Below are 25,985 nucleotides of genomic sequence, written 5' to 3' on the forward strand. Positions count from 1 at the left end.
TCGCCGACCGGCCGCACGTCACCTTTCCGCCCGGGAGATCGGATAGCGTCGGGGCATGCCCGACAGTGGTTACCCCTGGCCCATCGAGACGTCCCGACTGGACAACGGCCTGCGCGTGGTGGTGAGTGAGGACCGCACCGCGCCGGCGGTGGCGGTCAACCTCTGGTATGACGTCGGCTCCCGGCACGAGCCGGCCGGGCAGACCGGCTTCGCCCACCTCTTCGAGCACCTGATGTTCGAGGGCTCGGTCAACGTCGCCAAGACCGAGCACATGAAGTTGATCCAGGGCTCCGGCGGCTCGCTGAACGCCACCACCAACCCGGACCGGACCAACTACTTCGAGACGGTCCCGGCCGAGCACCTGGAGTTGGCGCTCTGGTTGGAGGCCGACCGGATGGGCGGCCTGGTCCCGGCGCTCACCCAGGAGACGCTGGACAACCAGCGCGAGGTGGTGAAGAACGAGCGCCGGCAACGCTACGAGAACGTTCCGTACGGGGACGCCTGGCTGCGGTTGCTGCCGCTGCTCTACCCGCCGGGGCACCCCTACCATCACGCGACGATCGGCTCGATGGCTGACTTGAACGCCGCCGACCTTGCCACTTTCCAGGCGTTCCACCAGACCTACTACGCGCCCAACAACTCGGTCCTCACAGTGGTCGGCGACGCCACCGCCTCGGACGTGTTCGCGTTGGCCGACAAGTACTTCGGGGCGCTGCCCCCGCGCGACGACATCCCGCCGGCCCCGGACGGGCGCAGTGTCCCGGCCACCGGGCAGACGGCGGTCGAGTCGGTGAGCGCGGACGTGCCGGCGCCCCGGGTGTACATCGCCCACCGCAGCTACCCGTTCGGCAGCGCGGAATACAACGTGATCACCGTGCTCGCCACAGTCCTCGGCAGTGGCCGGGGCAGCCGGCTCTACCAGCGGCTCGCCGACGGTGAGCGGATCGCCCAGCCGGACCTGGTCGGGGCGTACGGGGTGGACCTCGCGCACGCCCCGGCACCGCTGATCGCCACCGCCACCGCCCGCCCCGGGGTGAGCGGCGAGCGGCTGGCCGAAGGGCTGGCCGAGGTCGTCGACGAGTTGGCCACCGTGCCGGTCACCGCCGCCGAACTTGACCGGGCCAAGGCGCTGCTGAGCACCGGGTGGTGGCGGCAGCTGTCCACGGTGGACGGCCGGGCGGACCTGCTCGGCCGGTACGCCACCCAGTTCGGTGACCCGGCCCGCGTCGCCGACCAGTTGCCGGGCCTGCTCGCGGTGACCGCCGAGCAGATCGCCGAGGCCGCCGCCGAGGTGCTCACCACCGACCGGGTCATCCTGACCTACCTGCCCGAGGAGACCTCATGACGTTGATCGCCGACCGTCCCGGCCCGGGCGCCGCCCGCCCGTACCGGTTCCCGGCGGTGGTCCGCCGCTCCGTGGCCGGTGGTCAGGTCGTGGCCGCGCACCTGCCGGGGCAGAACCTCGCCGTGGCCCTGCTGCTGCTCGACGTGGGAGCGGGCCGGGAGCCGGTCGGCAAGGAGGGTCTGTCCGGTGTGCTGGCCAAGGCTCTCGAAGAGGGGACCGCGCAGCGGGACGCCGCCGCGTACGCGCTCGCTGTCGAAGGGCTCGGTACCGCGTTGACGACCGGGCTGGACTGGGACTCGTTCCAGGCCAGCGTGGTGATCCCGGTGGACCGGCTCAGCGCGGCCGTGGAACTGCTCGCCGAGGCCGTCCGGACGCCCCGACTGGACCCCGCCGACGTGCGCCGGGTCCGCGACGACGAGGCGACCGCGTTGCGGATGGACTGGGCCAACCCGGGACCGCGCGCCGACGCGGCGTTGCGCGCCGACCTGTTCGGCGCGGAGAACCGCTGGGGACGTCCCCTGCACGGCGACCCGGAATCGGTCGCCGGGTTGGACGTGGAGGACGTCACGGTCTTCCACTCCGAGTGGTTCCTGCGCCCCGGCACCCTTGTCGTCGCCGGGGACCTGGACCGGATCGACCTGGACGCGCTCGCCGCCGCGGCGTTCGCCGGCACGGGAGGCGGGCCGGCCGACCGGGGCGGCCCGATCGAGGTGCCGCTGCACACCGGCCGGCGGATCATCCTGGTGGACAGGCCCGGTTCGGTGCAGTCCACGCTGCGACTCGGCCACCCGTCGCCGTACCGGGCGCACCCCGACCACGTGCCGATGACGCTCGCCGGCACGGTGCTCGGCGGGGCGTTCACGTCCCGGCTCAACCACCTGCTCCGCGAGGTGCACGGCTACACGTACGGCATCCGGGGTGAATTCGCGTCGTCCCGGCGGTTCGGGCGGTTCGCCGTCAGCTCCGGCGTGCAGACGGCCGTCACCGCGCCGGCCCTGGTGGAGGCGGTGGGTGAGATCACCCGTACCCAGGCCACCGGGGTCACCGAGGACGAGTTGGAGGTGGCCCGGTCCTGGCGGGCGGGGCAGCTCTCGGTCGAGTTGCAGAGCCCTCGGGCGATCGCCTCCGCGTTGACCACGCTCGTCGTACACGATCTGCCGGACGACTATCACGCCCGGCTGCGGGAGTCGCTGCTGGCGGCGGACGTCGACCAGGTCTCCGCAGCGGCGGCCACCCACCTGCACCCGGAGGCGTTGACCCTGGTCGTCGAAGGTGACGCCGCCGTCATCCGCGACGACCTGACGGCAGCGAACCTGGGCGACCTGATCGCCTGACCCCGATCTGCTCTCCTTTGTTGATCATGAGGTTGTCGTCACCCGCCATGGCGTGTCGCGGCGACAACCTCATGATCAACGGGGGAGGGCGGCTCTGGCGGGTGTGATGCGGGACCCGGGGGGTGGGAAAGGGCTCCCGGTTTCCGGGGCGGGATGGGTAGCCTCCGGGCATGAGGATCGGCATTGTGGGGTCCACCGGCCAGGTCGGTGGCGTGATGCGGCAGGTGCTGGCGGAGCGGGAGTTCCCGGCGGAGCAGGTGCGGTTGTTCGCCTCGGCGCGGTCCGCCGGGCGTACGCTGCCGTGGCGCGACGGCGAGGTGACCGTGGAGGACGCCGCGACAGCGGACTACTCCGGGCTGGACATCGTGCTCTTCTCGGCCGGTAAGGGCACGGCACGGGAGTTGGCCCCCCGGGTCGCCGAGGCCGGCGCCGTGGTGATCGACAACTCGTCGGCGTTCCGCATGGACCCGCAGGTGCCGCTCGTGGTCGCCGAGGTCAACCCGCACGCGGCCCTCGACCGCCCGAAGGGCATCATCGCCAACCCGAACTGCACCACGATGGCCGCGATGCCGGTGTTGCGTCCGCTACACGCCGAGGCGGGCCTGGTCAGCCTCGTCGTCTCCACCTACCAGGCGGTCTCCGGCGCCGGGCTGGCCGGCGTTGCCGAGCTGGACGAGCAGGTCCGCAAGGTCGCCGAGCACGCCGCCGGGTTGGCGTTCGACGGGTCGGCGGTGGAGTTCCCCGCCCCGCGGTCGTTCGCCGAGCCGATCGCCTTCAACGTCCTCCCGCTCGCCGGCTCGATCGTCGACGACGGTTCGTTCGAGACCGACGAGGAGCAGAAGCTCCGCAACGAGAGCCGCAAGATCCTGGAGATCCCCGACCTGAAGGTGTCCGGGACCTGCGTCCGGGTGCCGGTCTTCACCGGCCACTCACTGCAGATCAACGCCCGGTTCGCCCGGCCGCTCACCCCGCACCGCGCGCACGAGCTGCTGGCCGACGCGCCCGGCGTGGCACTGACCGACGTCCCGACGCCGTTGCAGGCCGCCGGTCAGGACCCGACCTACGTCGGGCGGATCCGCGTCGACGAGACCGTGGAGTACGGGCTCGCCCTGTTCTGCTCCAACGACAACCTGCGCAAGGGTGCCGCACTCAACGCGGTGCAGCTCGCCGAGCTGGTCGCCGCCGAGCGCTGCTGACCGTCGCGTCACCCCGAGCCCTCGCCGGTCACCGGCGGGGGCTCGGTCGCGTTTCGGGCGGTGACCGGCCGGGCATGCTTGGATGGACGGAGCCGACGTCCACCTGGAGGAAACCGTGCCGGACGACCGCACCCAGCAGGCGTTGACCGACCTGATCGCCGGCCGCTCGATGGGCGTGCTGGCGACGATCAAGCGGGACGGGCGGCCACAGATGTCCACAGTGGTCTACTCGTTCGACCGGGACGCCGGGCTGATCCGGGTCTCCGTCACCGAGGGGCGGGCCAAGACCGCCAACCTGCGCCGGGACCCGCGGGCCAGCTTCCACGTCAGCAGCGAGGACGGCTGGGCGTACGCGGTGGTCGAGGGACGCGCCGAGCTGACCCCGCCCGGCACCGAGCCCGACGATGCCACCGTCGAGGAACTGGTGGGTCTCTACCGGGCACTGCGCGGCGAACACCCCGACTGGGCCGAATACCGGCAGGCCATGGTCGACGAGGGGCGGCTGGTGCTGCGTCTGCACGTGGAGCGCGTCTACGGGATGCCGCCCCGGGGCTGACGCGCCCGCCATCCGGTTGGTACACCCCACCCGGCCGAAGCCGACCCGCGTCCGCGTCGGCCGGGTGTCGCGGTGGCCGACGGGTATACCGCCCTCTACGAGCTGCGGCGACTGCGACACCCGCACGGATAGCCCGGCGAGCAGTGCGCGTTACCCCCTCCCGGGCGGCGGGTAGACGGGCCGTGCCGACACCGAGAGGGGAGCACCATGACAACGGTCGGAGAGTTCATGACGACCCGGTTGGTGACGATGGACGGCAACGACACGCTCACCGCAGCCGCGCAGGAGATGCGCGACAGCGCGATCGGTGACGTGGTGGTGACCGACGGAGACAGCGTGGTCGGCATCGTCACGGACCGGGACATCACGGTCCGGGGTGTCGCGGAGAACATGGACGCGGGCTCGACCCGGCTGAACCAGATCACCACCCGTGACGTGATCACGGTGAGTCAGTACGACGACGCGGTGGCCGCCGCGGACCTGATGCGTACGTACGCCGTACGCCGGCTGCCGGTCATCGACGACGGGCGTCTGGTCGGCCTGGTCTCGATGGGTGACCTCGCTGTCGAACGCGAACCGCAGTCGGTGCTCGCGGACATCAGCGCCGACGACCCGAACAACTAAGCGTCCGCCGCGGGCACGCCGGCCCTTCCCCCTGGGGGAAGGGCCGGCGCTGCGCTGCCCCCGGGGCGCTGCCCCCACCCTGCGCTGGTGATCAAGAGGTTTGCGTCGGCCCTTCCGGCGTGTCGTGACGCAAACCTCTTGATCACCGGGAGAGAGGGGGGAGGGGGCCGGGGTGGGGGAGGGGCCGGGGTGGGGGTGGGGGTGGGGTCACCCTTTTTGGGCGAGGTTGGGTGGGGGGCGTGCGGGGACCCGTGCGGGGACGTTCGACGCCGGCCGTCCGCGCGAGGTGAGCGCGGTGGGTGGGATCCCGGGCCCGGCAACTGGGAGGAGTGGACCCGATGGTGGACGCGACCACGAGGTTCTTCGAGGACCTGGACCGGCGGGGGTACGAACCTCTGCTGGCGAAGACCTCCGGGACAGTGCGTATCGACCTGCACGAGGGGGCGCAGACCCGGCACTGGCTGCTGAGGATCGACCACGGCCGGTTGAACGTGAGCCAGGAGGATCAGGAGGCCGACACCGTCATCGGTGCCGATCCAATCCTGTTCGACGACATCGCCGCCGGGCGTGAGCACGGCCTGGCCGCGTTGTTGCGCGGGGACATGACGGTGTCGGGTGACGCTCGCCTGGTCGTGCAGGTCGAGCGGATCTTCCCGGGGTCGCCGGACGCCCGTGGGCCCCGTCGCCGCTTCGTCGGGGAGGTGCGCTGATGGGGCAGAGCAACACGATCCGGATCCTGGACGGCAACACGTTCGTCGTCTGCGAGGACACCGGTGACATCGAGGCGACGCCGAGCGAGCCGACCGGACTCTTCTCCATCGACACCCGGTTCCTGTCGACGTGGGTGCTGACCGTCAACGGCGAGCGGCTCAACTCGCTCTCCTTCGACGACCTGCAGTACTTCGAGTCGCGGTTCTTCCTGGTGCCGGGCATGGCCACGCACTACGTGGACGCGAAGCTGTCGATCATCCGGGAACGCGCGGTGGGAAGCAGCTTCCGGGAGCAGATCACCATCCTCAACCACGACGAGAAGCCGGTCGACCTGGAAGTACGGCTGGACGCGGCGTCGGACTTCGCCGACCTGTTCCAGGTGAAGGACGAGATCCTGAACAAGAAGGGCGAGATTTACACCGAGGTCGAGTCGGACCGGCTGCGGCTGGGGTACCGGCGGGGCAACTTCCGGCGGGAGACCATCATCTCCTCGTCGATGTCGCCCCGGTACGACAGCAAGGGGCTCGCGTACACCGTGCACCTGGAGCCCAACGAGCAGTGGGAGGCCTCGATCCACGTCGAGACGCACGCGGTCGGGCCCGGTGGTCGGGATCTGCGTCTGGGTCTGCGCATGCGCGACACCGAGCGGCTCGCCCTCCAGCACGACCTGGAGCAGTGGATCGCCGACGCCCCGAAGGTCAACAGTGAGCACGGTCGGGTGGCCAGCACGTACCGGCGCAGCCTGATCGACCTGGCCGCGCTGCGCTTCTCGCCGCTGTCGCTGGGTGGGGCCACCCTGCCGGCCGCCGGTCTGCCCTGGTTCATGACCATGTTCGGCCGGGACAGCATCCTGACCTGCCTCCAGACGCTGCCGTTCACCCCGCAGCTGTCGAAGACGACCCTGCGCATCCTGGCCTCGTTGCAGGGCAGCCGGTTCGACGACTTCCGGGACGAGGACCCGGGTCGCATCCTGCACGAGATGCGTTACGGCGAGACGGCGGCGTTCGAGGAGCAGCCGCACTCGCCGTACTACGGCTCGGTGGACGCGACGCCGCTGTTCGTCATCCTGCTCGACGAGTACGAGCGGTGGAGTGGGGACGTCGCGCTGGTCAAGGAGTTGGAGCAGGAGTCCCGGGCGGCGCTGAAGTGGATCGACAACTACGCCGACCTGGTGGGCAACGGCTACATCTGGTACGAGCGGCGCAACACCGAGACCGGTCTGGAGAACCAGTGCTGGAAGGACTCCTGGGACTCGATCTCCTATTCCGACGGCACCCTTCCGCCGTTTCCGCGCGCCACCTGCGAGGTGCAGGGGTACGCGTACGACGCGAAGATCCGCGGGGCACGGTTGGCCCGCGAGTTCTGGGGTGACCCGGAGTTCGCCGACCAGTTGGAGCGGGAGGCGGCAGAGCTGAAGGAGCGGTTCAACCGGGACTGGTGGGTGGAGGACGGCGGGTACTTCGCCCTGGCCCTGGACCCGGACGGCCGCCAGTGCGACATCCTCAGCTCCAACATCGGTCACCTGCTGTGGAGCGGGATCGTGGACGCCGAGCGGGCGGAGAAACTCGCCGAGCACCTGGTGGGGGCGCGGCTGTTCTCCGGTTGGGGCGTACGGACCCTGGCCGAGGGGGAGACCAGGTACAACCCGATCGGCTACCACAACGGCACAATCTGGCCGTTCGACAACTCCTTCATCGCCTGGGGTCTGCGCCGGTACGGCTTCGCCGAGGAGGCCGCCACCATCGCCAACGGCATCCTGGACGCGGCCACGTACTTCGACGGCCGGCTGCCGGAGGCGTTCGGCGGCTACCCGAGGGAGCTGACGAAGTTCCCGGTGGAGTATCCGACGGCGTGCAGCCCGCAGGCCTGGTCCACCGGCACGCCGCTGCTGCTGCTGCGCACCATGCTCGGTCTGGAGCCGCACGAGGGGCACCTGGCGGTCGAGCCACGGCTGCCGGTGGGCATGGGACGGATCGAGGTGCTGGACATTCCGGGTCGGTGGGGTCGGGTGGACGCGTTCGCCCGGGGCCGACTGGACCTGGACAACCTCGACGGCTGAGGAACCGACCGACGAACCGGCGGTGGCACGCGGGTCGGGTCGCCGCCGGTTCGCCACCGAGCCGGACCGCAGCCGGTCAGGGTAGATTCTGCGAATGCCGGAGCTCGTGTACCCGCCCGTTATCGCCACCGCCAAGACGATGTTCCGTCTCCTCGACCTGAAGATCACCATCGAGGGCGCCCACCACGTACCCCGCACGGGCGGGGCGGTGTTGGCCAGCAACCACGTCAGCTACCTCGACTTCATCTTCGCCGGTCTGGGCGCGAACGCGTCGGGTCGGCTGGTCCGGTTCATGGCCAAGGAGTCGGTCTTCGCGCACCGGATCTCCGGCCCGCTGATGCGCGGCATGCGGCACATCCCGGTGGACCGGCAGGCCGGCGCGGCCTCGTTCCGCGCCGCCGTGACCGCGCTCAAGCAGGGGGAGGTCGTCGGCGTCTTCCCGGAGGCGACGATCAGCCGGTCGTTCACCGTCAAGGAACTCAAGAGCGGAACGGTCCGGATGGCCCGCTCGGCGAAGGTGCCGGTGTTGCCGGTCGCGCTCTGGGGCACCCAGCGGCTGTGGACGAAGGGTCGGCCCCGCACGCTGACCCGCCGGCACACGCCGATCACCATCCTGATCGGTGAGCCGATCAACCCGGCGGACTTCCCGGACCCGAATGTGCTGGCCGCCGAGCTGACCACCCGGCTCAGCGCTCTCGTCGACCGGGCCCAGCGGGACTACCCGGAGAAGCCGGCCGGCCCGGAGGACTCCTGGTGGCAGCCGGCGCACCTGGGCGGCACCGCGCCCACGCCGGAGGAGGCCGCCGCCCTGGACGACGCCGCCGAGCACAGCGCTCCCAGCGCCTGACGCCGACGTGGCCGGATCGTTCCGCACCTGGACGCGATGGTGTCTCCCGGTGTGCTCGTCATCCGGTCAGGATCGTCAGTCATGAGCAGAACAGCACTCGTCGTGATCGACGTCCAGGAGTCCTTCCGTCAGCGCCCGATCTGGGCGTACGGCTCGAACCCCGACCTGGTCCGGCAGGTCGAACGGCTGGTCGCCGCCGCCCGGGAGCGCGGCGACCTGGTGATCTGGGTCCTGCACTCCGAGCCCGGCACGGGTGGCCTGTTCGACCCCGACCTCGGGCACGTGCGGCTGATCGACGGGCTCTCCCCGGCAGACGGTGAGCCGACACTGGTCAAGACCGCGCACAACGCGTTCACCACCACCAACCTTCAGCAGGTGCTCACCCAGGCCGGCATCCACGACCTCACCGTCTGCGGCATCCGCACCGAGCAGTGCGTGGAGACCACCACCCGGGTCGGCGCGGACCTCGGCTACCGGATGACCTTCGTCACCGACGCCACGATGACCTTCCCCATCCCACACCGGGACGTCCCGGAGACCGCCACGGTCGCGGAGATCCTCGCCGACCCGCGCACCCTGACCAACGAGGAGATCGTCACCCGCACCGAGTACGCGCTGGCTGGCCGCTTCGCGACCATCCGCACCGTGGACGAGGTGACCGGCGCGACCCTCGCCGGCACCCGGGGCTGACGCGATGACCCGGGTCGTCTTCCTGCTGGTCCCGCAGCTGCACCTCCTGGACCTCGCCGGGCCGGCCCAGGTCTTCTCCAGCGCCGCCGACCTCGGGTTCGACTACCGACTGCACTACGTGGCTGAGCGGGAGCAGGTGCCCACCGTGCAGGGCGTACCCCTGGTCGCCGAGACCCGGTGGCCCGAGCTGACCCCGGACGACCTGGTGATCGTGCCGGGTTGGCGGCCGGCGGCGCACGGGCCGGAGGGGCCGGTGTCGCCCGCGGACCTGCGGCGGCTGGCCGACCACCACGCGGCCGGTGGCACTGTTGCCAGTGTCTGCGCCGGGGCGTATGCCCTCGGGCGCGCCGGGCTGCTCGACGGCCGACGGTGCACCACCCACCACGAGGTGCAGGACGACCTGGCCCGCCGTCACCCGGCGGCCCAGGTGGTCCGCGACGTGCTGTACGTGGTCGACGACCGGGTGGTCACCTCGGCCGGTATCGCCAGTGGCATCGACGTGGCGCTGCACCTGGTCGCCACCCGGCACGGGCCCGGGGCCGCCGCGAAGATCGCCCGCACGCTCGTCGTGTACGCCCGTCGCCACGGGCACGAGCAGCAGGCCAGCGCGATGATGCGGCACCGCTCCCACCTGTCCGATTCGGTGCACCGCGTGCAGGACCTGATCGACAGCCGCTACGCCGAGACCCTGCCACTGGCCGACCTGGCCGCCGCCGGAGGTCTCGCGGAGCGGACACTGACCCGGCTGTTCCGGGCGGCCACCGGGCTCACTCCGCTCGGCTACCAGCAACTGCTGCGGGTGGAACGCGCCGAGCACCTCATCGGGCACGGCGCGACGGTGGAGGCCGCAGCGCGGACCGTCGGCTTCAGCGATGCCCGGATGCTGCGCCGCCTGCGAGCCCGTCCCACGAGGTCGGCTCCGGCCCCGAACGGTAGTAGTCGTCGCGGGAGTGGAACTCCACCGGCAGCGAGCCGGGCAGCGTGACCCGGTTTTCCCCGGCGAGGAGGGCGGGGCCGGCCCGGAGCAGCAGCACGTCGCGCTCCTGCGCCGAGAGGTCGACCAGTTGGGGATGGGTGAGCCGGAACATGGCCACCGCCCGCCGGATCTGCTGAGCCAGCGCCGTGACCTCGGCCGGTGGCCCACCGAGAGCCAATGCCGGCTGTTGGATGGTGCGCAACGCGTCGCAGACGATCAGCAACTGCGCGGGTGTGCCCTGCTCGGCCGCCGGCAGCTCCAACCGGGACGGCCACTGCCAGCGGATCTGGCCGCTCATCAGGCCGTTGGGTCGGGCGGGCGGCCGTGCCCGGGTCGTGTCGGCCACCACCAGCGACAGGTGCGATCCGCTGCCCACCCAGCAGATCCGCTGGTCGGTGATGGTCACCGCGACCGGCTCGGGTAGCTGCCACCGGCGCCGCGCCTCGCTCGGCCCGAGCAGGTAACCCGCCACCAACAGGCGGTGGTGGCCGAGGACCCGCTCACCGGGGACCGGGCGCAGGCGGTAACGGCGATCCAGGATCGGCCCCACATCGTCGTCGGGCGCGTCGAACCGGTGGGGACCGATGAAAAAGGGGGACGCGTCGGCGTGCATCGTCACGACCTCCCGTTCGGCTGACTGTGAAGAGAAGCCTGTCGGATCGGAGGCCCGCTGTCATGACGCCTGTTAGGGGGTCGGCCGGTCGTGCGTCGCGTGTGACCGGTAGATGCCGATCTCCTCCGGGCGGACGAGGCCGTCCTCGATCGCGCGGGCGAGTAGTGCCGCCTTTGTGGCGGCTGGCCGCCCCGCCCGGGTGTACTTGATCCGCGCACGGTCCACGTACTGCTTCACCGTGTGCTCGCTGATCTGCATCCGGCGGGCCACCGACGCCTTGGACATCGACTGGAACCAGAGCAGCAGCGCCTCCCGTTCCTTGTCGGACAGCATCGGCCGATCCGGCCGTGGGTCACCGACCATCGCCCCGGCCAACGCCGGTGGCACGTACGGCCGGTCGCTCGCGGCGGCCAGCACGGTCGCCACGCAGTGCTCCCGTCCCTCGTGCTTGGCCAGGAACGCCGCCGCCCCGGCGTCCAGCGCGGCGAGCATGGTCTGCGGGTCGGTGTGCTCCGAGTAGACCACCACCCGCCGCCCGGCGGCGCTCAGCTCGGCCAACTTGTCCAACGCCATCCGCCCGTGCAGCCGCAGGTCGAGCAGGACGACGTCGGCGTCCGGCGCGGCCCGCAGCACCTCGTCCGGGTCGTCGCCGGTGGCCAGCACGGTCAGCCGTGGTTCGGTGGCGAGCCAGGCCCGGACGCCCTCGACCACGACCGGGTGGTCGTCGACGATCGCCACCCCGATCGGCCGTTCGCCGGTCATCGCCGCCACCGGGTCTGCGCCCATCTGATGTCCCCGTCCCGTTCGTAGAGGTGCTCCACCGGCCCACCGTCGTGTTCCGCGAGCGGTGGCCCGGTCGCCTCCGGCCCCTCCCGGTCCGGGGTGACCAGGCTGACCACCACCTCGTCCGGGCCGGAGACCACTGTCAGCCGGGCCCAGCCGTGGGCGTCGGCGAGGGTGGCGGTGAGCGGGTCGGCCAGCCGACGTCGGATCTCCACCGGCAGCGGCGGCGGGTTTCCGATGGTGACCAGGTCGATCGGTAGGCCGTTGCGTTCGGCCAGGTCGGCGGCGGCCCGCAACTCGTGCAGCAGCGGGTCGGGCACGTCGTCGGACTCGGCGATCAGACGGCGTAGCCGGGCGGCAGCCAGCACGCTGCGGCGTTGCACCTCCGGGTCGTTCGGATCGGCCGTACCGGAGGCCAACTCCCCGAGCACCCGCCCGGCTGCCGAGCTGACCAGCGCGAGCCGGTCCCGGCGGTCCTGGCGGCCACGTTCCGCGGCGTCGCGCTCCGCCGCCAGCGCGTGGCCGGCAGCCGAGACGGCGGCCCGTTCCCGGGCCAGGGCGACGATCGCGGTGCTGCCCACGAACACCGCCACCGGCAGGGAGAACGTGCCGTAGACGTACATCACGTAGCGGGCGATGTCGGTCGGGTCGGCCCCGTGCCCGAGGACGGCCACCAACGCGATCACGGCGTGCGTGCTCAGCAACGCGATCAGCCCGACGACCCGCCGTCCCCACACGGCCAGCACGAAGAACCAGCCGAGCGTGCCCCACACCCAGTTGGCGGCGGTGAACAACTGTCCCTCGCCGGCGGCGGCGAAGACAGCCGCGTCGACGACGAGGAAGAAGCCGGCCAACGGCCACGACGGCAGCGGCGTGCCGCGCAGCAGGCGCACCCCGGCCACCGCGCCGACGACCGCGACCAGCACCCACGCGCCCACCACCACGGCCGGCGCGGCGAACTCCGAACGGGCGGCCGACACCGCCGGCAGCCCGATCGCGACGTGCCACACCAGCGCGATGGCGACGGCGGCGATCCGGGCACCCCGGTCGGACGCGCGCGCGACGGCCGCGGGCGCGGCGAGCCCTTCGGCGGCGACCGGCTCCCGGGGCACCGGCACACTGGTCCGGTCCCGTGCCTCCGGTGCGCCGGCGGTCTGCGGCGGCGCGCCGAGGTCAGCCGACACCGGGCCACTCCAGTCGGATCCGGGTGCCCGCGCCGGGTGTCGAGTGCACGTCGGCCCGCCCGCCGATCGCCGCCATCCGACCGCGGATCGACTCGCGTAACCCGTACCGGTGAGGTGGGACGGTGGCCGGGTCGAAGCCGGGACCGTCGTCGACGACCTCGACCACGACGCCCACCGCGTCCCGGCTCATCGCCACCGTGACCTGCGCGCCTGGCGCGTGACGGACCACGTTGGACAGCGCGGCGTAGGCGCTCTCGCTGATCGCGTCGGCAACCCCCGCCGGGACCGCGTGCGACTCCAGGGCCAGGCGCACCGGAAGCTCGGGCAGGCGGTCGAGGACCGCCCGCAGCCGGCCGTCGAGCGGCACCGGGCCGTCGCCGGCCACCGGACTGGCGTCGGTGTGCGCGACGAGGGTACGCAGGTCGGCGGCACACCGTTCACGGAAGGCGGCCGAGGGACCGGAGACCGCGCCGAGCCCCACCATGGTCAACGTGCCGAGCACCGTGTCGTGCAGGTCGCGGTTCTGCCGGCGTTCGGTGTCCCGGGCGGCCCGCGCGACCACCGCCTCCCGGGTCAACAGCTGGTGCTCGACGAAGGCGCGGTCCGCACGGTCGATCCGTCGGCGCATCACCCCCGCCATCATGGCGGTGCAGAGGGTCTGCATCAGCAGGGTGGCGGCGTGCGCCCGGGCCTCGGTCGGATTGCCGGCCGCCTGCGCGCCCGTGACGTACGTGGCGACGACGAGCAGCCCGGCCGGGATGGACCAGCGCGCCGGGGCGGTGGCCTGTGTGTTGATCACCGTGGTGCTGGCCAGCACGGCGACCCAACTGCCCTCGCCGGGCAGAACGCCGGGTGCCACCAGGACGGGGATGAAGAGGCAGGTCAGCGCGGTGACGGCGACGTCACCGGCGATCAGGTTCGGCCCGATGCCGTGGCGTAGCGCGCGGTGCGCGTACCAGATCGACCAGCCGGTCAGCGCGGCCACGGCGGGCAGCAGCACGGCCGGCTCGACCGGCGGGGTCCGCACCGAGAGGGCCACCGCCGCGCCGACCAGCCCGCAGCTCAGCCGCAGGATCGCCGGCAACGTGGTGAAGATGAGGCCGAGCGCCCCGCCGGCCGGGTTGTCCAGCGTGGTCGGCGGCACGGAAGAGGTGGCAGTGCCCGGCATCGGGAAGTGTCCTTCCGACAACGACCCGGTCCGGGTCCGCGCGGGCGGAGATCGACATCGGACAATAGCATGCTTTACTGCGAGCGCCGACCACTTGAGTGCATAGTGTCGCTAATGTGTCACTCTGTGCTGCGGGGTTCGAGCAGGTCCCACCGGTTGCCGTAGAGATCGACGAAAACCGCTACGGATCCGTACGCCTCATGGCGCGGCTCCTCCAGGAAGCGCACCCCGGCGGCCACCATCCGGGCGTGGTCCCGGGCGAAGTCCTCGGTGTGGAGGAACAGCCCGACCCGGCCGCCGGTCTGATCGCCGACCCGGGCCTGCTGTTCGGCGGTGCTCGCCCGGGCCAGCAGCAACGCCGTCTCCCGGGCACCTGCCGGGCGGACCACCACCCACCGCGAGCCGTCCGGTCGGGCGGTGTCCTCCACTAACTCGAAACCGAGGCCGCCGACGTAGAAGTCGATCGCCTCGTCGTAATCAGTGACCAGCAGCGCGACAAGTCCCAGATGTGCCATTCGGCCATCATGATGGCGGGCGTCGCGAGCCCGACCGGCGGCATGCCCGTCGGTCGCCCGCGTCACGCTGCCGGTCGGCCGCGCTCGCCCGCGTCACGCTGCCGGTCGGCCGCGCTCGCCCGTGTCACGCTGCCGGTCGTGCGCGCTCGCCCGTGTCACGCTGCCGGTCGGCCGCGCTCGCCCGTGTCACGCTGCCGGTCGGCCGCGCTCGCCCGTGTCACGCTGCCGGTCGGCCGCGCTCGCCCGTGTCACGCTGCCGGTCGGCCGCGCTCGCCCGTGTCACGCTGCCGGTCGCTCAGGCGAACCCGATCGGGGTGGACCGGATGAACCAGTTGACGTGCCGCTGACGCTCGTCCATGGCGTTGCCGTAGTCGATGGCCGCGTACTGACGCCCGGTCTCGGGCATCGTGAAGCTCGCCTGCTTCTCGATCCCTGTGCCCGCGACGATGCGCACCACATGCTCACCCGGAGCGACCCGCACCGGGAACAGGACCCAGTTGTGCTGATGCTCGACCGCGAAGAGCCGATCGACGATCGTCGTGCCGTCGATGCTGACCGTGAGGGCGACCAGGTCATCGGTGAACGACTGGTTGCTCACCCAGAGGTGCAGGTCCGCCTGGTCCGTCTCCACGAGGCGCACGGCCGGGACGTCCGGGCTCAGCGACACGGCGGGGCTCGGCGGCGGCGGGGGAGCGTCGCCCTCGGTGCACCCCGCCGTGGCGAGGAGCGCCGTCACGGTGAGGGTCGCGGCACGCAGTCGGTCCATTCCGCTGTGACGCCCGACAGCTGCTGTCGGTTCCGTTGATTGTCGGCGGAACCGGGCGTGCCCGTCGGCCGTCCCATTCCCGGGTGGAGAGGTGGTGAGCCGGATGCGCTCGTCCCGGACGGCACTGGCGGTCGCGCTGCTCGGCGTGGCCCTGGCTGGCTGCGTCGACACGACAGGGGGGCCGAGGGTGGAGATGGAGCTCGGCCCGGCCGAGATCGTCGACGCGTGGACCTCCTGCGCCGAGGCGGCACCGCGCGCCGGCGAGGTGATCACCGTGCCAGATCCGCAGACGTCGGCACCGGCCGTGCCCGAGCCGAGAATCGGGCGCATCGACCCGGCGTTCACACCGGTCGCCGTGGTGCTCTGCGGGCGGGAGATCCGGCCGCGCCCCAACGGGGGGCAGGAACAGACCGCCACCGAGCGGCGCGCCGAGGACATCGGCGCGCTGCTCGCCGCGCTACGGCTGCCCGACCAGCAGGCCGACGGGCAGGTCGCCTGCACCCTCGACATGGTCATTCCGCCCTGGTTGGCCCTCGTCGACGAGCAGGGCCGCTGGCTGCGCCCGTACCTGCCGACGGACTCCTGCCGCAAACCGCGTACCGAGGTGACCTCCGCGCTGGCCGGGCTGCAGTGGAAGACGGTGGCCACCCGTACCGTCGGGCAGGTCGAATCCCCGGCGGCCGAAGCCGCCGGATGCGCGCAGCGGTGGTCGGACATGGTGTGGGTCGAGACCCGCCACGGCGGCCCCAGGCCGCCCGCGTCGGCCGTGTCACCGGCCGCCGGGCCGCTGCGCCTCTGCGTCTACGAGGTGCCCGCGTCGGAACAGGGCGGCGACAAACCGGCGGGAGATTTCGTGTACGGCGGGCCGCTGCCTGCCGAGCGTCAGGCGGGCGTGCTCCGGGGCCTGTCCAACCGTCGGGCGGTGGCCGACTGTGCCACCCCGGCGTCCCGGTTCGCGGTGCTGCGCCCGCTCGACGAAACCACCGCCGGACCCGAGCGGTACGTGGAACTCGACGGCTGCCACCGTTTCCTGGTCACGTCGCCGGGCGGTGGGGCGCAACTCGGTCAGGGCGACGATGCGCTGGCCAAGCTGCTGGGGCCGGTCTGAGGGTCGGGGGGTCGGGCTAGCGTCCCGTTCATGGCAGCGCGAATCTCCCTGACCCTCGACGCGACCGACGCCCGGGTGCTCGCCGCGTTCTGGAAGACCGCCCTGGGCTACATCGACGAGCCACCACCACCGCCCTCCGCCACGCGCGAGGAGGGGCCGGCGCAGTACGAGCTACCCGAGGACGACGTACCCGAGGACGGCGCGTGGCTGTGCGACCCGGACGGTGTCGGCCCGTACCTCTCCATCCTCACCGTCCCGGAGCCCAAGACCGCGAAGAACCGCCTGCACATCGACATCCGGGTGCCGGGGCGCGGCAGCCCCGACGAGCGGTGGGCGCGGATCAGAGCCGAGGCCGCTCGTCTGGTGCGGGCCGGCGGGACCGTCCTGGTCGAGGTCGACCACCAGCACGTGGTGATGGCCGACCCGGAGGGCAACGAGTTCTGCGTGGCGGCAGCCTCAGCCTGAGGCTCTTACGCGCGTGCCAGGCCCTCTCACGCGCCACCGCTGGCAATCTTGGACAGTTTCCGTTCCGTCAGAACGGAAACTGTCCAAGATCTACCCCGCCAGCTCTCTTTCGCGCCCGGACGAGCGTCGCTGGCACGATCGGACCCGGCAGGCGTGCCAACATCTGCTGGGTCTCCGAGGGGGCGTCACCAGGTGTCTGGGCGGTCGACGTCTCCGGTCGGTTGGTAACCGCCGAGGATCGTCAGGCCCTCCGCCTCGGTGTAGCCGCTGCCCCGCCCCTTGCGGAACGCCTCGACGACGCAGTGTTCGACGGCCATCTCCAGCACGTCGCTGCCCTGCCGACGGGCCCGGTAGGGGCCCGCGACGAGGTCACCGGATCGGGCTTTGTAGCCGTCCGGCGCGCGCTGCGCCCGTACTGTCAACCAGCGACCGGTGTCGTCACCGACCACGAGTGAACCGTCCACGAAGCGACTGTCCCGCGAGCGGCCGAGCGTGACCGAGCATCCGAGCAACCGTCCACCGGGCGGCACCGATCCCAGGCGGAACGGCACGACGCAGCGGTGGGCACTGTCGAACCGGACCCTGGCCGCGGTGCCGGTCGCCTCATCCGGGGTGGTCGCGTAGATGTCCAGCTGGGCCCAGAGCCCGTCGGCGGGTTGCCACCGCACGAACCACAGTTTCCGGTCACCGGACGGGTCGAACCAGGCGACCCCCGAGCGGTCGCCGACCCGCGCCTCGGTGCGTGGCTGCGGTCGCCCGGCCGAGGACAACGTCTGCTGCAACCCGTCCAACGCCGCTGCGCTGCGCGCCAACGCGAAACGGGCCTGGCCCTTCGGGCCCCGGAACTCGACGCTCTCGGTGCCACGACCGGCGCTCCACGTCGCCCACTCGGCGCCGTCGACCAGGGCCTCGGTCGAGAAGTGCACGGTCGCCGGATCGGCGCCGACGTCCTCGGGGCGTGCGATGGCACCGCTCTGCCCCGACGCCTCCGGCAGCAGGAGCGCCGCCGCCGGCATGATCGGATCGTCGCTGCCCCGGCCGGTCGGGAACGCCAGGACGACCGAGGTGACGGCGACACACGCCGCCGCCACGCCCCCGGCGATCAGCCCACGACGACGCAGCCTGAGCCGGCGACCGCGATGACGGGCCCGCTCCACGATCGGCGTCGGGTCGACATCGCCGCCCGCGCGGTGCTGGAGAGTGGCGGTGAGCTGCTGATCGAGATCGCTGAACATCAGAACTCTCCTGTCCGTGCGGGGGTCAGTGCTTCCTGCCGCCTTCGCAGCGTCGCCAGGGCACGCTTCGCGTGTGTGCGAACGGTGCCCGCCGAACAGGCGAGGATCTCCGCGATCGAGGTGTCGTCGAGATCCTCGTAGTAGCGCAGAACGATCACCGTGCGCTGGCTCCTCGGCAGCTCACGGACGAGCCGCCACAACGCGTCGCGCTCGGCCACCACCGTCGCCTCGTCCGCCGCGCCGGCCCGGTCGGTCACCGCCGCGACCGAGACCTCGCGACTGCTCCGCCGCCGCCACCACGAGTGGTGGGCGTTGACGAGCATCCGACGGACGTACGCGTCGGGCCGGTCCGTCCGGGAGATCCGCCCCCAGCGGGCGTACGCCTTGGCGAGGACCTCCTGGACCAGGTCCTCGGCTCGATGCTCGTCATCGGTCAGCAGTCGGGCGAGCCGCACCAGCGCCGAAGTGCGAGCGAACGCGTACTCCTCGAATGTCACGCCCTATTAACGCCGTAGGCCGGCCAACCCGTAGACACCGGTTGGGCGGTTCCTGCCTCAGCCGCCGCCGTCGGGCTGGACGGACGTCGAGCAGTTGGCCTGTCTACTTGTCGCTGACGTAGCTGCCCCGCTGCGGCACGGTCATCACCAGGCCGCGCTCACGCAGGAGGCGCACTGCCGCGCGCACCGTGCCGCGAGCGACGCCGTACTCCTGCTGAAGGGTCGATTCACTCGGAATGGGTCGGCGAGGTTGCAGCTCCCCGGCCTCGATCCGCTTGGCGATCACGTCTGCGAGCTGAACGTACATCGGCGTCGGAGACAGTGGATCGATCATGGACGCAACCTAGGGCACGTACATGTACGTTCAGATCGTCGGTATGTCTATAGACGTACAGGGACGTACAGAGCTACGGTCAACGCGGAAAGGGTCACGGACTGTAGGAGGCTGGATGCGAAGGGTCCGCTACGACGAATACCTGCTGTCAGTGGCGCTGACCCTTGCGCGGCGACACCGTCCATGTTGGAGCTGGTCGCAATGGCGCTACGTGTGCCGCTGTGGCGCGCAGCTTCCCTGTCGATCCCGTCATCGCATCCCGATCAATCGGGGGCACTGGCCCGGTGAAGACCAATGACGCGGCACGGGCCGGTTCTGCCGATCTGGCTGTGTGAGGCGTGCGACCGGCCGTGGCCCTGCCGTTCGCGGCGCGATGAATTGCTGGGCGAGTATACCGATGCTTCATCCTTGCTGACCATCTACATGGGTACGTGCCTGGTGTCCGCTCGGCAGGACATGAGCTGGGCTCCGCACGACACCCTCCGGCTCCGCTTCCTCGGGTGGATCCCGTGACCACACTCAAGTCCGGCGACGTCGTGCTGATCGGGTCGGCGTGTTCGGCGCAGTTCAGCGGTGAGCGGGCGCTACGCATCCGGCTCGTGTCGATCGGCGACGTCGACCCGTACCACGGATGGGTGTGGCTGACGGGCTACGTGCTCGACGCGAAGGAGGCGGCTACGGATCGGAGGGAGGTCTACGTCAAGCGAGCAGGAATCGTGGTCGAGCAGAGACGGCCGCGTTTGCCGCAAGTAAGTCGGAGCGGAGTACCAAGCTTGACCCAGGCTCGTTTGATTCGAGAACGGGATGGGCTTGCCCGCAGAGTGGGTTAGCTTGCGGTGCGCGGCTACTGCCGAGCGATGCGTGCAGACGATGCCGTCAGAGCTGCTGGACGATCTGAATCGGATTGCCGTCCGGGTCAGCCACCCAGGCGATCAGCAGGCGATCGAGCCACCGGTGGGGTGCGGCCAGGGCAGGGACGCCGTTCGCCGTGAGTTCGGCGTACGCGGCGGCGGTGTCGTCGGTCCAGAGGATCACCGCAGCCCGTTGACCCTGGGGTACGGGGTCGAGCCCGTGGTCGTCCCGGGTGGAGGCAACCGAGGCTATGCCGATCTTGTAGCTGTCGAGTACGAGATCGACGTGAATGGGCTCGCCTTCGGTTGGCACCCGGAAGGTCTCGGCGAAGCCGAGGCCCGTGTAGAACTCGGAGGTGCGCGAGACGTCCTTGCTGAAGAGGATCACCTGAGGATCACGAAACATCGACACCGCCTGACGTTATCAACGAGGCGACTTTCCGAGCGGGGGACCACTGCCGAGCAGCAGGCAGCTACGCGCCCGGGGAGGGGAACGAAGGACGCTTGAACTGATGAAGCGAATTATGTTCATCATTGCATGATGCTGGCACGCTGCGTAGGTTGTCGTGACGCGTTCGCGGGGCGTTACTTGTTGACATGAAGTCCACTCGTTTTCGAAGGACTGGTGAAAGGCGCTATGGGTCGTTTTGTGGTATGGGCGAAGGATCCAGTCGTTGTGTCGGTGGTTAGCGTAATTGCTGGCCTGTGCACCTTTGTTGGTGTGCTTGTTGCGGTGGCCTCACTCACTCGAGACGAGATGCGCGACTCTGGCCCCGCAGCGGCTTTCTCTCAGAAGCCAACTCCCTCCCTCCCTCCCGAACCCGTTTTGAAGCCTTCCGCGTCAGAGTCCTTGAGCGAAGAGGCAAGCAGGCAGTCGCCGTCGACCGAAGGCCTCTCAGGCGAACCAGTTGTCCCGGAAAGCGGGCCCGTGGAGACTATCCCAGGGCCTTCTCTCGCTGCCAAAGACCTGAGCGAGCATTTAGAAGAAACTGACTGTTGCCCTGACCGTAACGGAGGTTTTGAGAAGTTTGCTTCGGTGGTGATGGGTGGGAAGCCCTACCAGCAGTCTGTTCAGTTCACCTGTCGCGGCAAGAATACATACTTCGTAATACCGGTAGGCGGTTTCAAGGCGCTCAGATTTTGGCTCGGACTCGACGACAAGACGCCCTACGCATCCGGGCGTGCGGCAGATGTGACATTCTACTCGAATTCGGGCCAGCAGATCGGTGTCAAAAAGACCGCGGCGCTTGGGAAGCCTTCGGCGGTGGAAGTTAATCTACAAGGTGTTGTCCAACTTAAGGTTCGTTGCGCTGGCCGAGACCAGCAGACTAGCGAGCAGCGTGACGTTGAGCATGTAGCGTTCGGGCAAGCTGTGCTGATCAATGAATAGGGCGGTCGATACTACGAGTCTGCAGCGGGCAGTGTTGTGTCGTGGCTGAGGGGACGCAACGGGGACTAGCCAACTTGCCGCTGTCGTCCAGCCCGGTCTGCCGTGGGGTTAACTCAGATTGAGCAGGTACCTGTGTGCCCGGCAAGATTCGCACCTGCGGCCTTGGGATTAGAATTTCCCGTGGATTTTTAGGGCCTGTCTGACGGGCCGCAAGCTCCGCCGCTTGGGAGCGGCCGCCATCGCGCTGCCGCCGTCACGCTTGAGGCACGGCGGCTGGTGCGGGAGGCCCAGAAGGTAGCCACGAAACGACGGGCCGTTGGTAATAGGCTTTCCGCAGCAGCAACGCTCCATCGAGAATCGGTGGTAGGAGTTAGTCGAGCGCGGCCTGTGTGCGTGGGTCGCGCCGCTCGTCCACTTGGGCCAGCAGGCGGGTGCGTGCCTTCTCGGCTTCCTTCGCGGCAGCGCGGCCGGAGTGATGACCTCGCTGAGGTAGTGCCGCTTGCCGCTGATCGGGTCGACGCCGGCATAGACCTTGACCCGCAGTGACCCGCTGGGCAGGGGTTCGATCTCGCCGCGCTGGTGCTTGGTGCGCCGTTCGAGCTGTCACGAGGCCGCCGCAGCGGGCTTGCACCACGAATAGCCCCAAGCAGGCCGGTCAGATTGAGGAAGTACCTGTGCGCCCGGCAGGATTCGAACCTGCGGCCTTGGGATTAGAAGTCCCCTGCTCTATCCGCTGAGCTACGGGCGCGTGTGGCGTGGGTGTCGCGCCCAGAGGGTACCGCCGTCCGGCTTCCCGGCGGCGTAAAGGGTGCCCGCGTCCACGTTGCCGAGCAGGGTCTCACGTCGGCCGTGCGGCGGGCATCCGGGTTACCCGGAACCGACGTGACCTTGACCCGTACCGTTGCCTGGTGTTGCTGGATTCCGACGCCGAGAGCGACGTCGCCTACGAGCTGTGCCAGGTCGTCGGCCGCGCCATCCTGCCGTACCGCTCGGGCGACGCCTTCGGCACCGCCTTCTTCTTCCGGGACGGCGACGACCCGGTGGGGGAGTCGCTGCTGACGGCGGCCGACCTGGTGGGCGCCTCGGGTGGTGAGCTGGGGTTGCGGGCGAGCGTCACCGAGCCGGCGGGGGTCGCCCCGGCGGTCGTGTCCGAGGCCGAGATCGTGCCTGGTTGGGCCCGTTTTCCGGGTGACGGGGTCGCGGTGTTGCCGACCGGCGGCCTGCACCGCTACGCCGGCGACGGCGGCTGGCGCTGGCGCGTCCAGCCGGTGCCGGCGGGGATCGCCGCCGGGCCCGAGGTCGTCGCCCGCCTCGGCGCCGACGCCGGTTCCGCTTTCGTGCTGGCCCTTGGGGTACGCGAAGACGGCTCCCGGCCGCTTGAGGTCGCGATCGAGCGCGTCGTCCGCGACGCCGACGCCGTGCGGATCACTACCGAACTGCCACCGGGGTACGTCGGCGCGCCGGTCTTCGTCGTCCAGCCCGACGCGACGGGCGAGGTCTCGCCGTACTGCCTCGGGCTGGTGCTACACGGCGTCGGCGGTCACCCGGTGGCGACGTTCGACCGGATCCGCGCGGTTCTTCCGGTGACGCCCGGCGACGTCTGAGCCGCGTCGCCTCCCGGCAGGTCAGCCGCCGGGCGTCGCCGCATCCGCCGCGTCGGCGGCGGCCCGTCGGCTCTCGGGCGGTCCGGCTGTGCCGACGGTCGAGTCGACGTCGGTCGGGCTTTGGGCGGTCAGTCCCGGGCTGGCCGGCGCAGGACCAGCCGGGGTGATGTGTGCAGCGGTGTCCGGGTCAGCGGTGGCCGGGGCGGTGGGGCCGGCGGCGAGGAACGCCTCGGCCCAGCGGCCCACCTCGTCGAAGACCTTCTTCCGTACGGCGGGGCCGGAGAGGGTGAGGTCGTGCAGCCCGCCGTCGAAGCGGGCGAGGGTGACGTGGCGGCCGAGGCGCGGCGCGTACCGGACCATGTGTTCGACGTCGAGCACGGCGTCGGCCAGGGTCGCGTTGTCGTGCCAGCGGGTGCCCCGGAAGGAGCGGGTCGAGCAGGCCAGCAGCACCGGCACCTGGATGTCCAGTCCGGCGCGCAGGCGGCGTTGACCGGTGCGGATCGCGTTCAGCCAGCCGGCCCGGACCGGGAACCCCGCGAGGGGCTTCCACGCCAGGTCATAGGTCCACTCGCCGCGGTGGTCGGCGTGGAGGCTCTCGCCGTACACCGTGCCGAGCCCGAACGGAAGGATGCGGTGCGGCGCCCTGCGGCCCAGCCGGGCGACGGCGGCCGCGAGGGGTCGGCGGACCGCCCAGGGTGCGTTCAGGTCGAAGAAGGGGCTGTTGAGCACCAGGCCGTCGACGGTGCCGGAGTCGCGGCGGGCGTCCGCCCAGAGCGAGAGGATCAGGCCGCCGGTGGAGTGGCCCATCGCCAACAGGGTGTCGTGGCCGTCGTCCTTGCGGATGATCTCGGCGGCGGCGTCCAGCTCGGGGAAGTAGTCGCTGATGTCGCGGCAGAAGTTCGGAGTCTGTCCCGGGAGCAGACTGCGGCCGTACTTGCGCAGGTCGAGCGCGTAGAAATCCCAGCCGCGTTCGGCGAAGAAGTCAGCCAGGTGGGTCTGGAAGAAGTAGTCGACGAACCCGTGCACGTAGAGCACGGCCCGTCCGGTGGGGCGTTCGGCCCGCCGCCGGACCACTGTCGCGACGACCGGGCCCTCGTCGTCGGTGCCCAGGTCGATCGTCTGCCGCTCGTACGGCGGCCCCAACACGTCCGGTTCCACGAACGCGACGCTACGCCGCCAACCTACCCAGCGGTAGCCCTCGCACCAGCCGCCCCCTGCCCGGTCGCCAGCCGTCCCCTGCCCGGTCGCCCGCCGCCCCCTGCCCGGTCGCCAGCCGTCCCCTGCCCGGTCGCCCGCCGCCCCCTGCCCGGTCGCCCGCCGTCCCCTGCCCGGTCGCCCGCCGCCCCCTGCCCGGTCGATCATGGAGTTGTGGTGGCCCCAAAAAAGGGTGATTGCGGATGTAGTGCCCACCACAAGTCCATGATCGACCCGGAGGGGTGAAGGTCAGACTGTTTCCGCGTCGGCGCGGCTCGGGTCGGCGGCGGGGATCTGCTCCTCGTCGTCGGCCGGGTTCAGCTCACTCTGCGGCTGCGGGATGTCGCGCAGGTGCTTGTTGTGCCGGGGTTCCTGCCGGGTCTTCGCGTCGTTGAGCCGGCGGCGCAGGTCGTCGCGGACGTCGTTGAGCGCGGCGTGCAGGTCCTCCTCGGCGGAGGTGGTGACGATCTTCTGTCGGCCGGCGATCCAGCACTCCAGGGTGACCTTCTGGCCACGGACCTCCCGGTCCTTGACCGACACCTCCAGCTCGGTGGCGTCAGCGTGGAAACTGGCCAGCCGGGCGTCGAGGGTGACGAACTGCTCGGCGATCCAGTTGCGGTCGCCCTGCGAGAACCCGGCACCCACCCGCAGGCACTCGGCCACGGTGGCGGGGTTGGCCACGGCGCTCATCGCCGCGCCTCGGAAGCGTTCGCGGAGCCGATGGTAGTGATCATCATGGCGCTGACCTCTCGTCGACGTGGAGCTGTCGGTGGTGCGTTGATCAAATCCATACCCAGATCGGGCAGTCCCGGAAACCGCCGACGCTCAGTCGAGCGAAGTCGGCCGTACCACATCCGGCCATGATCAGGGCTTTGTCCACAGGTGGGTTCGTTGTCCACAGGTCGCGGATGTGCGCTGGCGGTGGCCGTCCCGAGCGCACAGGCTCGGTGTCGAGTCGACTCGCGCTGGCAGGCCCCGATCCCCCTGGAGGGACGATGTTCGACACCTATGTAACTATCGTCGGTAATGTGCTGACCGTGCCCGAATGGCGGCGCACGACCCAGAGCAACACCCTGGTGGCCAACTTCAAGGTCGCCTCGACCGCCCGACGGCTCGACCGCGACACCGGCCGGTGGGTCGACGGCAATTCGCTGCGCGTCCGCGTCAACTGCTGGCGCAGACTCGCCGAAGGGGTGGCCGCCTCGGTCATGGTCGGCGATCCGGTGGTGGTCTGCGGCCGGCTCTACACCCGCGACTGGACCGACGACGCCGGCAATCACCGCACGCTCTACGAATTGGAGGCGGTCGCCGTCGGCCACGACCTGTCCCGGGGCCGCGCCCGGTTCCTGCGCAACCGGGCCAGCGTCACGACCAGCACCGTGGACGACGCGGAGGCCGAGAGCCGGGTGCACGGCGAACCGACCGAGCCGGTTCCGGCCGAGCAGGCACCCGTGCTGCCCGACGACCGTGCGCTGGACGACGAGTTCGAGCTTCCCGACTACGTCGCGGTGCGCACCAGCCCGTTCCTCGACGCCGATGTCGCCGTGACCAGCGGCCAGATCGGGCAGGCCAGCATCCCGCCGGACCTCGACGACGAGTTCGCCCCTGCGCCAGGAGAGGACGACGACCACACCGACGACGACTCGGACGACGAGCTGGGCTCGGCGCCCGACGAGGGCCAGCTGGAGCAGACGCCGACCGGTCGGGGGCGGCGTGGCCGAGGTCGGGTGCCGCAGCCGGCCTGACCGGCTGGCGGCGGGCGGCACGACGGGGGCGGGGTGGCGGCGCGATCGGCGTCGTCACCCCGCGTGGCGGCAGCCGCGAGGCTGATCCGGCGTCGTCACCCCGCGTGGCGGCAGCCGGGGAGCTGAGCCGGCTTTCGGCGCGGCACGGGCCGCTCAGGGTGGTGAAGCACCGCGGGCCGGGCTGGTTCACGGAGT

At 70.9% G+C, this 25,985-nt stretch carries 27 protein-coding genes, 1 tRNA gene and 1 pseudogene; 15 read left to right on the plus strand and 14 right to left on the minus strand.

The window, feature by feature from the left end; translation table 11 throughout:
- The first annotated feature begins 55 nt into the window (after positions 1-55).
- The 10 genes from GA0070612_RS11870 (at position 56) to GA0070612_RS11915 (ending at position 10,347) form a co-directional block, all read left to right on the plus strand.
- Entirely contained in the window at positions 56-1,345 is a 1,290-nt protein-coding gene (locus GA0070612_RS11870; RefSeq protein ID WP_088987958.1) for a M16 family metallopeptidase, read from the plus strand.
- Positions 1,342-2,679, plus strand: coding sequence for a M16 family metallopeptidase (locus tag GA0070612_RS11875; protein ID WP_088987959.1), 1,338 nt, complete (start codon positions 1,342-1,344; stop codon positions 2,677-2,679). The genes GA0070612_RS11870 and GA0070612_RS11875 overlap by 4 nt, the downstream gene beginning before the upstream one ends.
- Before the next feature lie 170 nt (positions 2,680-2,849).
- Positions 2,850-3,875: an aspartate-semialdehyde dehydrogenase gene (locus GA0070612_RS11880; protein ID WP_088987960.1), complete on the plus strand. Its 1,026-nt coding sequence runs from the start codon at positions 2,850-2,852 to the stop codon at positions 3,873-3,875.
- Positions 3,876-3,957: 82 nt separating this feature from the next.
- Positions 3,958-4,431 carry a PPOX class F420-dependent oxidoreductase gene (locus tag GA0070612_RS11885; RefSeq protein WP_088987961.1) on the plus strand — a complete coding sequence of 158 codons (474 nt, stop codon included), beginning with the start codon at positions 3,958-3,960 and terminating at the stop codon, positions 4,429-4,431.
- A 207-nt stretch (positions 4,432-4,638) separates the two neighbouring features.
- Positions 4,639-5,055 carry a CBS domain-containing protein gene (locus GA0070612_RS11890; RefSeq protein ID WP_088987962.1) on the plus strand — a complete coding sequence of 139 codons (417 nt, stop codon included), beginning with the start codon at positions 4,639-4,641 and terminating at the stop codon, positions 5,053-5,055.
- A gap of 338 nt (positions 5,056-5,393) precedes the next feature.
- The gene (locus tag GA0070612_RS11895; protein ID WP_088987963.1) at positions 5,394-5,765 is read left to right on the plus strand and encodes an SCP2 sterol-binding domain-containing protein; all 372 of its coding nucleotides are present in this window, start codon (positions 5,394-5,396) and stop codon (positions 5,763-5,765) included.
- On the plus strand, positions 5,765-7,825 hold the full coding sequence (locus GA0070612_RS11900) for an amylo-alpha-1,6-glucosidase (protein WP_088987964.1): 2,061 nt from the start codon (positions 5,765-5,767) through the stop codon (positions 7,823-7,825). Before GA0070612_RS11895 ends, GA0070612_RS11900 begins: the two co-directional genes overlap by 1 nt.
- Positions 7,826-7,919: 94 nt before the next feature.
- Positions 7,920-8,672: a lysophospholipid acyltransferase family protein gene (locus tag GA0070612_RS11905; protein ID WP_088987965.1), complete on the plus strand. Its 753-nt coding sequence runs from the start codon at positions 7,920-7,922 to the stop codon at positions 8,670-8,672.
- 81 nt (positions 8,673-8,753) lie between these two features.
- Positions 8,754-9,362 carry a cysteine hydrolase family protein gene (locus tag GA0070612_RS11910; protein ID WP_197699356.1) on the plus strand — a complete coding sequence of 203 codons (609 nt, stop codon included), beginning with the start codon at positions 8,754-8,756 and terminating at the stop codon, positions 9,360-9,362.
- Positions 9,363-9,366: 4 nt separating this feature from the next.
- On the plus strand, positions 9,367-10,347 hold the full coding sequence (locus GA0070612_RS11915; protein WP_088987967.1) for a GlxA family transcriptional regulator: 981 nt from the start codon (positions 9,367-9,369) through the stop codon (positions 10,345-10,347).
- On the opposite strand, the gene GA0070612_RS11920 is transcribed toward GA0070612_RS11915, so the two are convergent.
- The 6 genes from GA0070612_RS11920 to GA0070612_RS11945 form a co-directional block, all read right to left on the minus strand.
- Positions 10,229-10,951, minus strand: coding sequence for a hypothetical protein (locus GA0070612_RS11920; protein ID WP_157742659.1), 723 nt, complete (start codon positions 10,949-10,951; stop codon positions 10,229-10,231). The two genes, GA0070612_RS11915 and GA0070612_RS11920, sit on opposite strands and share 119 nt — an antisense overlap.
- 72 nt (positions 10,952-11,023) lie before the next feature.
- Positions 11,024-11,737, minus strand: a complete 714-nt coding sequence (locus GA0070612_RS11925; RefSeq protein WP_088987968.1) for a response regulator transcription factor — start codon at positions 11,735-11,737, stop codon at positions 11,024-11,026.
- Positions 11,710-12,852, minus strand: coding sequence for a hypothetical protein (locus GA0070612_RS11930; protein WP_231924621.1), 1,143 nt, complete (start codon positions 12,850-12,852; stop codon positions 11,710-11,712). The genes GA0070612_RS11925 and GA0070612_RS11930 overlap by 28 nt, the downstream gene beginning before the upstream one ends.
- Before the next feature lie 55 nt (positions 12,853-12,907).
- On the minus strand, positions 12,908-14,086 hold the full coding sequence (locus GA0070612_RS11935; RefSeq protein ID WP_088987970.1) for a sensor histidine kinase: 1,179 nt from the start codon (positions 14,084-14,086) through the stop codon (positions 12,908-12,910).
- A 119-nt stretch (positions 14,087-14,205) separates the two neighbouring features.
- The gene (locus tag GA0070612_RS11940) at positions 14,206-14,601 is read right to left on the minus strand and encodes a VOC family protein (RefSeq protein WP_088987971.1); all 396 of its coding nucleotides are present in this window, start codon (positions 14,599-14,601) and stop codon (positions 14,206-14,208) included.
- Between the two features lie 295 nt (positions 14,602-14,896).
- Complete coding sequence (locus GA0070612_RS11945) at positions 14,897-15,367, minus strand: hypothetical protein (RefSeq protein ID WP_088987972.1); 471 nt, start codon at positions 15,365-15,367, stop codon at positions 14,897-14,899.
- Between the two features lie 94 nt (positions 15,368-15,461).
- Here GA0070612_RS11945 and GA0070612_RS11950 point away from each other — a divergent pair, with 94 nt between their 5' ends.
- Positions 15,462-16,475 carry a hypothetical protein gene (locus tag GA0070612_RS11950; protein WP_157742457.1) on the plus strand — a complete coding sequence of 338 codons (1,014 nt, stop codon included), beginning with the start codon at positions 15,462-15,464 and terminating at the stop codon, positions 16,473-16,475.
- Positions 16,476-16,505: 30 nt separating this feature from the next.
- Positions 16,506-16,940, plus strand: a complete 435-nt coding sequence (locus GA0070612_RS11955; RefSeq protein ID WP_088987974.1) for a VOC family protein — start codon at positions 16,506-16,508, stop codon at positions 16,938-16,940.
- 185 nt (positions 16,941-17,125) lie between these two features.
- On the opposite strand, the gene GA0070612_RS11960 is transcribed toward GA0070612_RS11955, so the two are convergent.
- The 4 genes from GA0070612_RS11960 to GA0070612_RS11990 all read right to left on the minus strand — a co-directional run bounded on the left by GA0070612_RS11960 (position 17,126) and on the right by GA0070612_RS11990 (position 20,245).
- The gene (locus GA0070612_RS11960; protein ID WP_088987975.1) at positions 17,126-18,175 is read right to left on the minus strand and encodes a hypothetical protein; all 1,050 of its coding nucleotides are present in this window, start codon (positions 18,173-18,175) and stop codon (positions 17,126-17,128) included.
- The gene (locus GA0070612_RS11965; protein WP_088987976.1) at positions 18,175-18,672 is read right to left on the minus strand and encodes a SigE family RNA polymerase sigma factor; all 498 of its coding nucleotides are present in this window, start codon (positions 18,670-18,672) and stop codon (positions 18,175-18,177) included. Before GA0070612_RS11965 ends, GA0070612_RS11960 begins: the two co-directional genes overlap by 1 nt.
- Before the next feature lie 103 nt (positions 18,673-18,775).
- Entirely contained in the window at positions 18,776-19,006 is a 231-nt protein-coding gene (locus GA0070612_RS11970; protein WP_088987977.1) for a GntR family transcriptional regulator, read from the minus strand.
- A gap of 876 nt (positions 19,007-19,882) precedes the next feature.
- Positions 19,883-20,245 carry a VOC family protein gene (locus GA0070612_RS11990; protein ID WP_157742458.1) on the minus strand — a complete coding sequence of 121 codons (363 nt, stop codon included), beginning with the start codon at positions 20,243-20,245 and terminating at the stop codon, positions 19,883-19,885.
- 540 nt (positions 20,246-20,785) lie between these two features.
- Here GA0070612_RS11990 and GA0070612_RS31400 point away from each other — a divergent pair.
- Positions 20,786-21,247 carry a hypothetical protein gene (locus tag GA0070612_RS31400; RefSeq protein ID WP_157742459.1) on the plus strand — a complete coding sequence of 154 codons (462 nt, stop codon included), beginning with the start codon at positions 20,786-20,788 and terminating at the stop codon, positions 21,245-21,247.
- 373 nt (positions 21,248-21,620) lie between these two features.
- Here the strand turns inward: GA0070612_RS31400 and GA0070612_RS33020 are convergent.
- Together GA0070612_RS33020 and GA0070612_RS12000 are read right to left on the minus strand one after the other, a co-directional pair.
- Positions 21,621-21,893 (minus strand): annotated as a pseudogene (locus GA0070612_RS33020) (site-specific integrase); the annotation flags it as partial.
- Between the two features lie 29 nt (positions 21,894-21,922).
- A tRNA-Arg gene (locus GA0070612_RS12000) sits at positions 21,923-21,995 on the minus strand.
- Between the two features lie 160 nt (positions 21,996-22,155).
- Here GA0070612_RS12000 and GA0070612_RS12005 point away from each other — a divergent pair.
- Entirely contained in the window at positions 22,156-22,851 is a 696-nt protein-coding gene (locus GA0070612_RS12005; RefSeq protein WP_088987982.1) for a hypothetical protein, read from the plus strand.
- A 21-nt stretch (positions 22,852-22,872) separates the two neighbouring features.
- Here GA0070612_RS12005 and GA0070612_RS12010 read toward each other — a convergent pair whose 3' ends face one another.
- Positions 22,873-24,009, minus strand: coding sequence for an alpha/beta hydrolase (locus GA0070612_RS12010; protein ID WP_197699357.1), 1,137 nt, complete (start codon positions 24,007-24,009; stop codon positions 22,873-22,875).
- A gap of 285 nt (positions 24,010-24,294) precedes the next feature.
- A complete protein-coding gene (locus GA0070612_RS12015; protein ID WP_088987983.1) occupies positions 24,295-24,735 on the minus strand; it encodes an HPF/RaiA family ribosome-associated protein in 441 nt (146 codons plus the stop codon).
- A 305-nt stretch (positions 24,736-25,040) separates the two neighbouring features.
- Here GA0070612_RS12015 and GA0070612_RS12020 point away from each other — a divergent pair, with 305 nt between their 5' ends.
- Positions 25,041-25,790 (plus strand): single-stranded DNA-binding protein, encoded by a 750-nt coding sequence (locus GA0070612_RS12020; RefSeq protein WP_088987984.1) that lies wholly within the window; start codon positions 25,041-25,043, stop codon positions 25,788-25,790.
- Positions 25,791-25,985 lie beyond the last annotated feature (195 nt).

Source organism: Micromonospora chokoriensis, assembly GCF_900091505.1.
Classification (GTDB): Bacteria; Actinomycetota; Actinomycetes; order Mycobacteriales; family Micromonosporaceae; genus Micromonospora; species Micromonospora chokoriensis.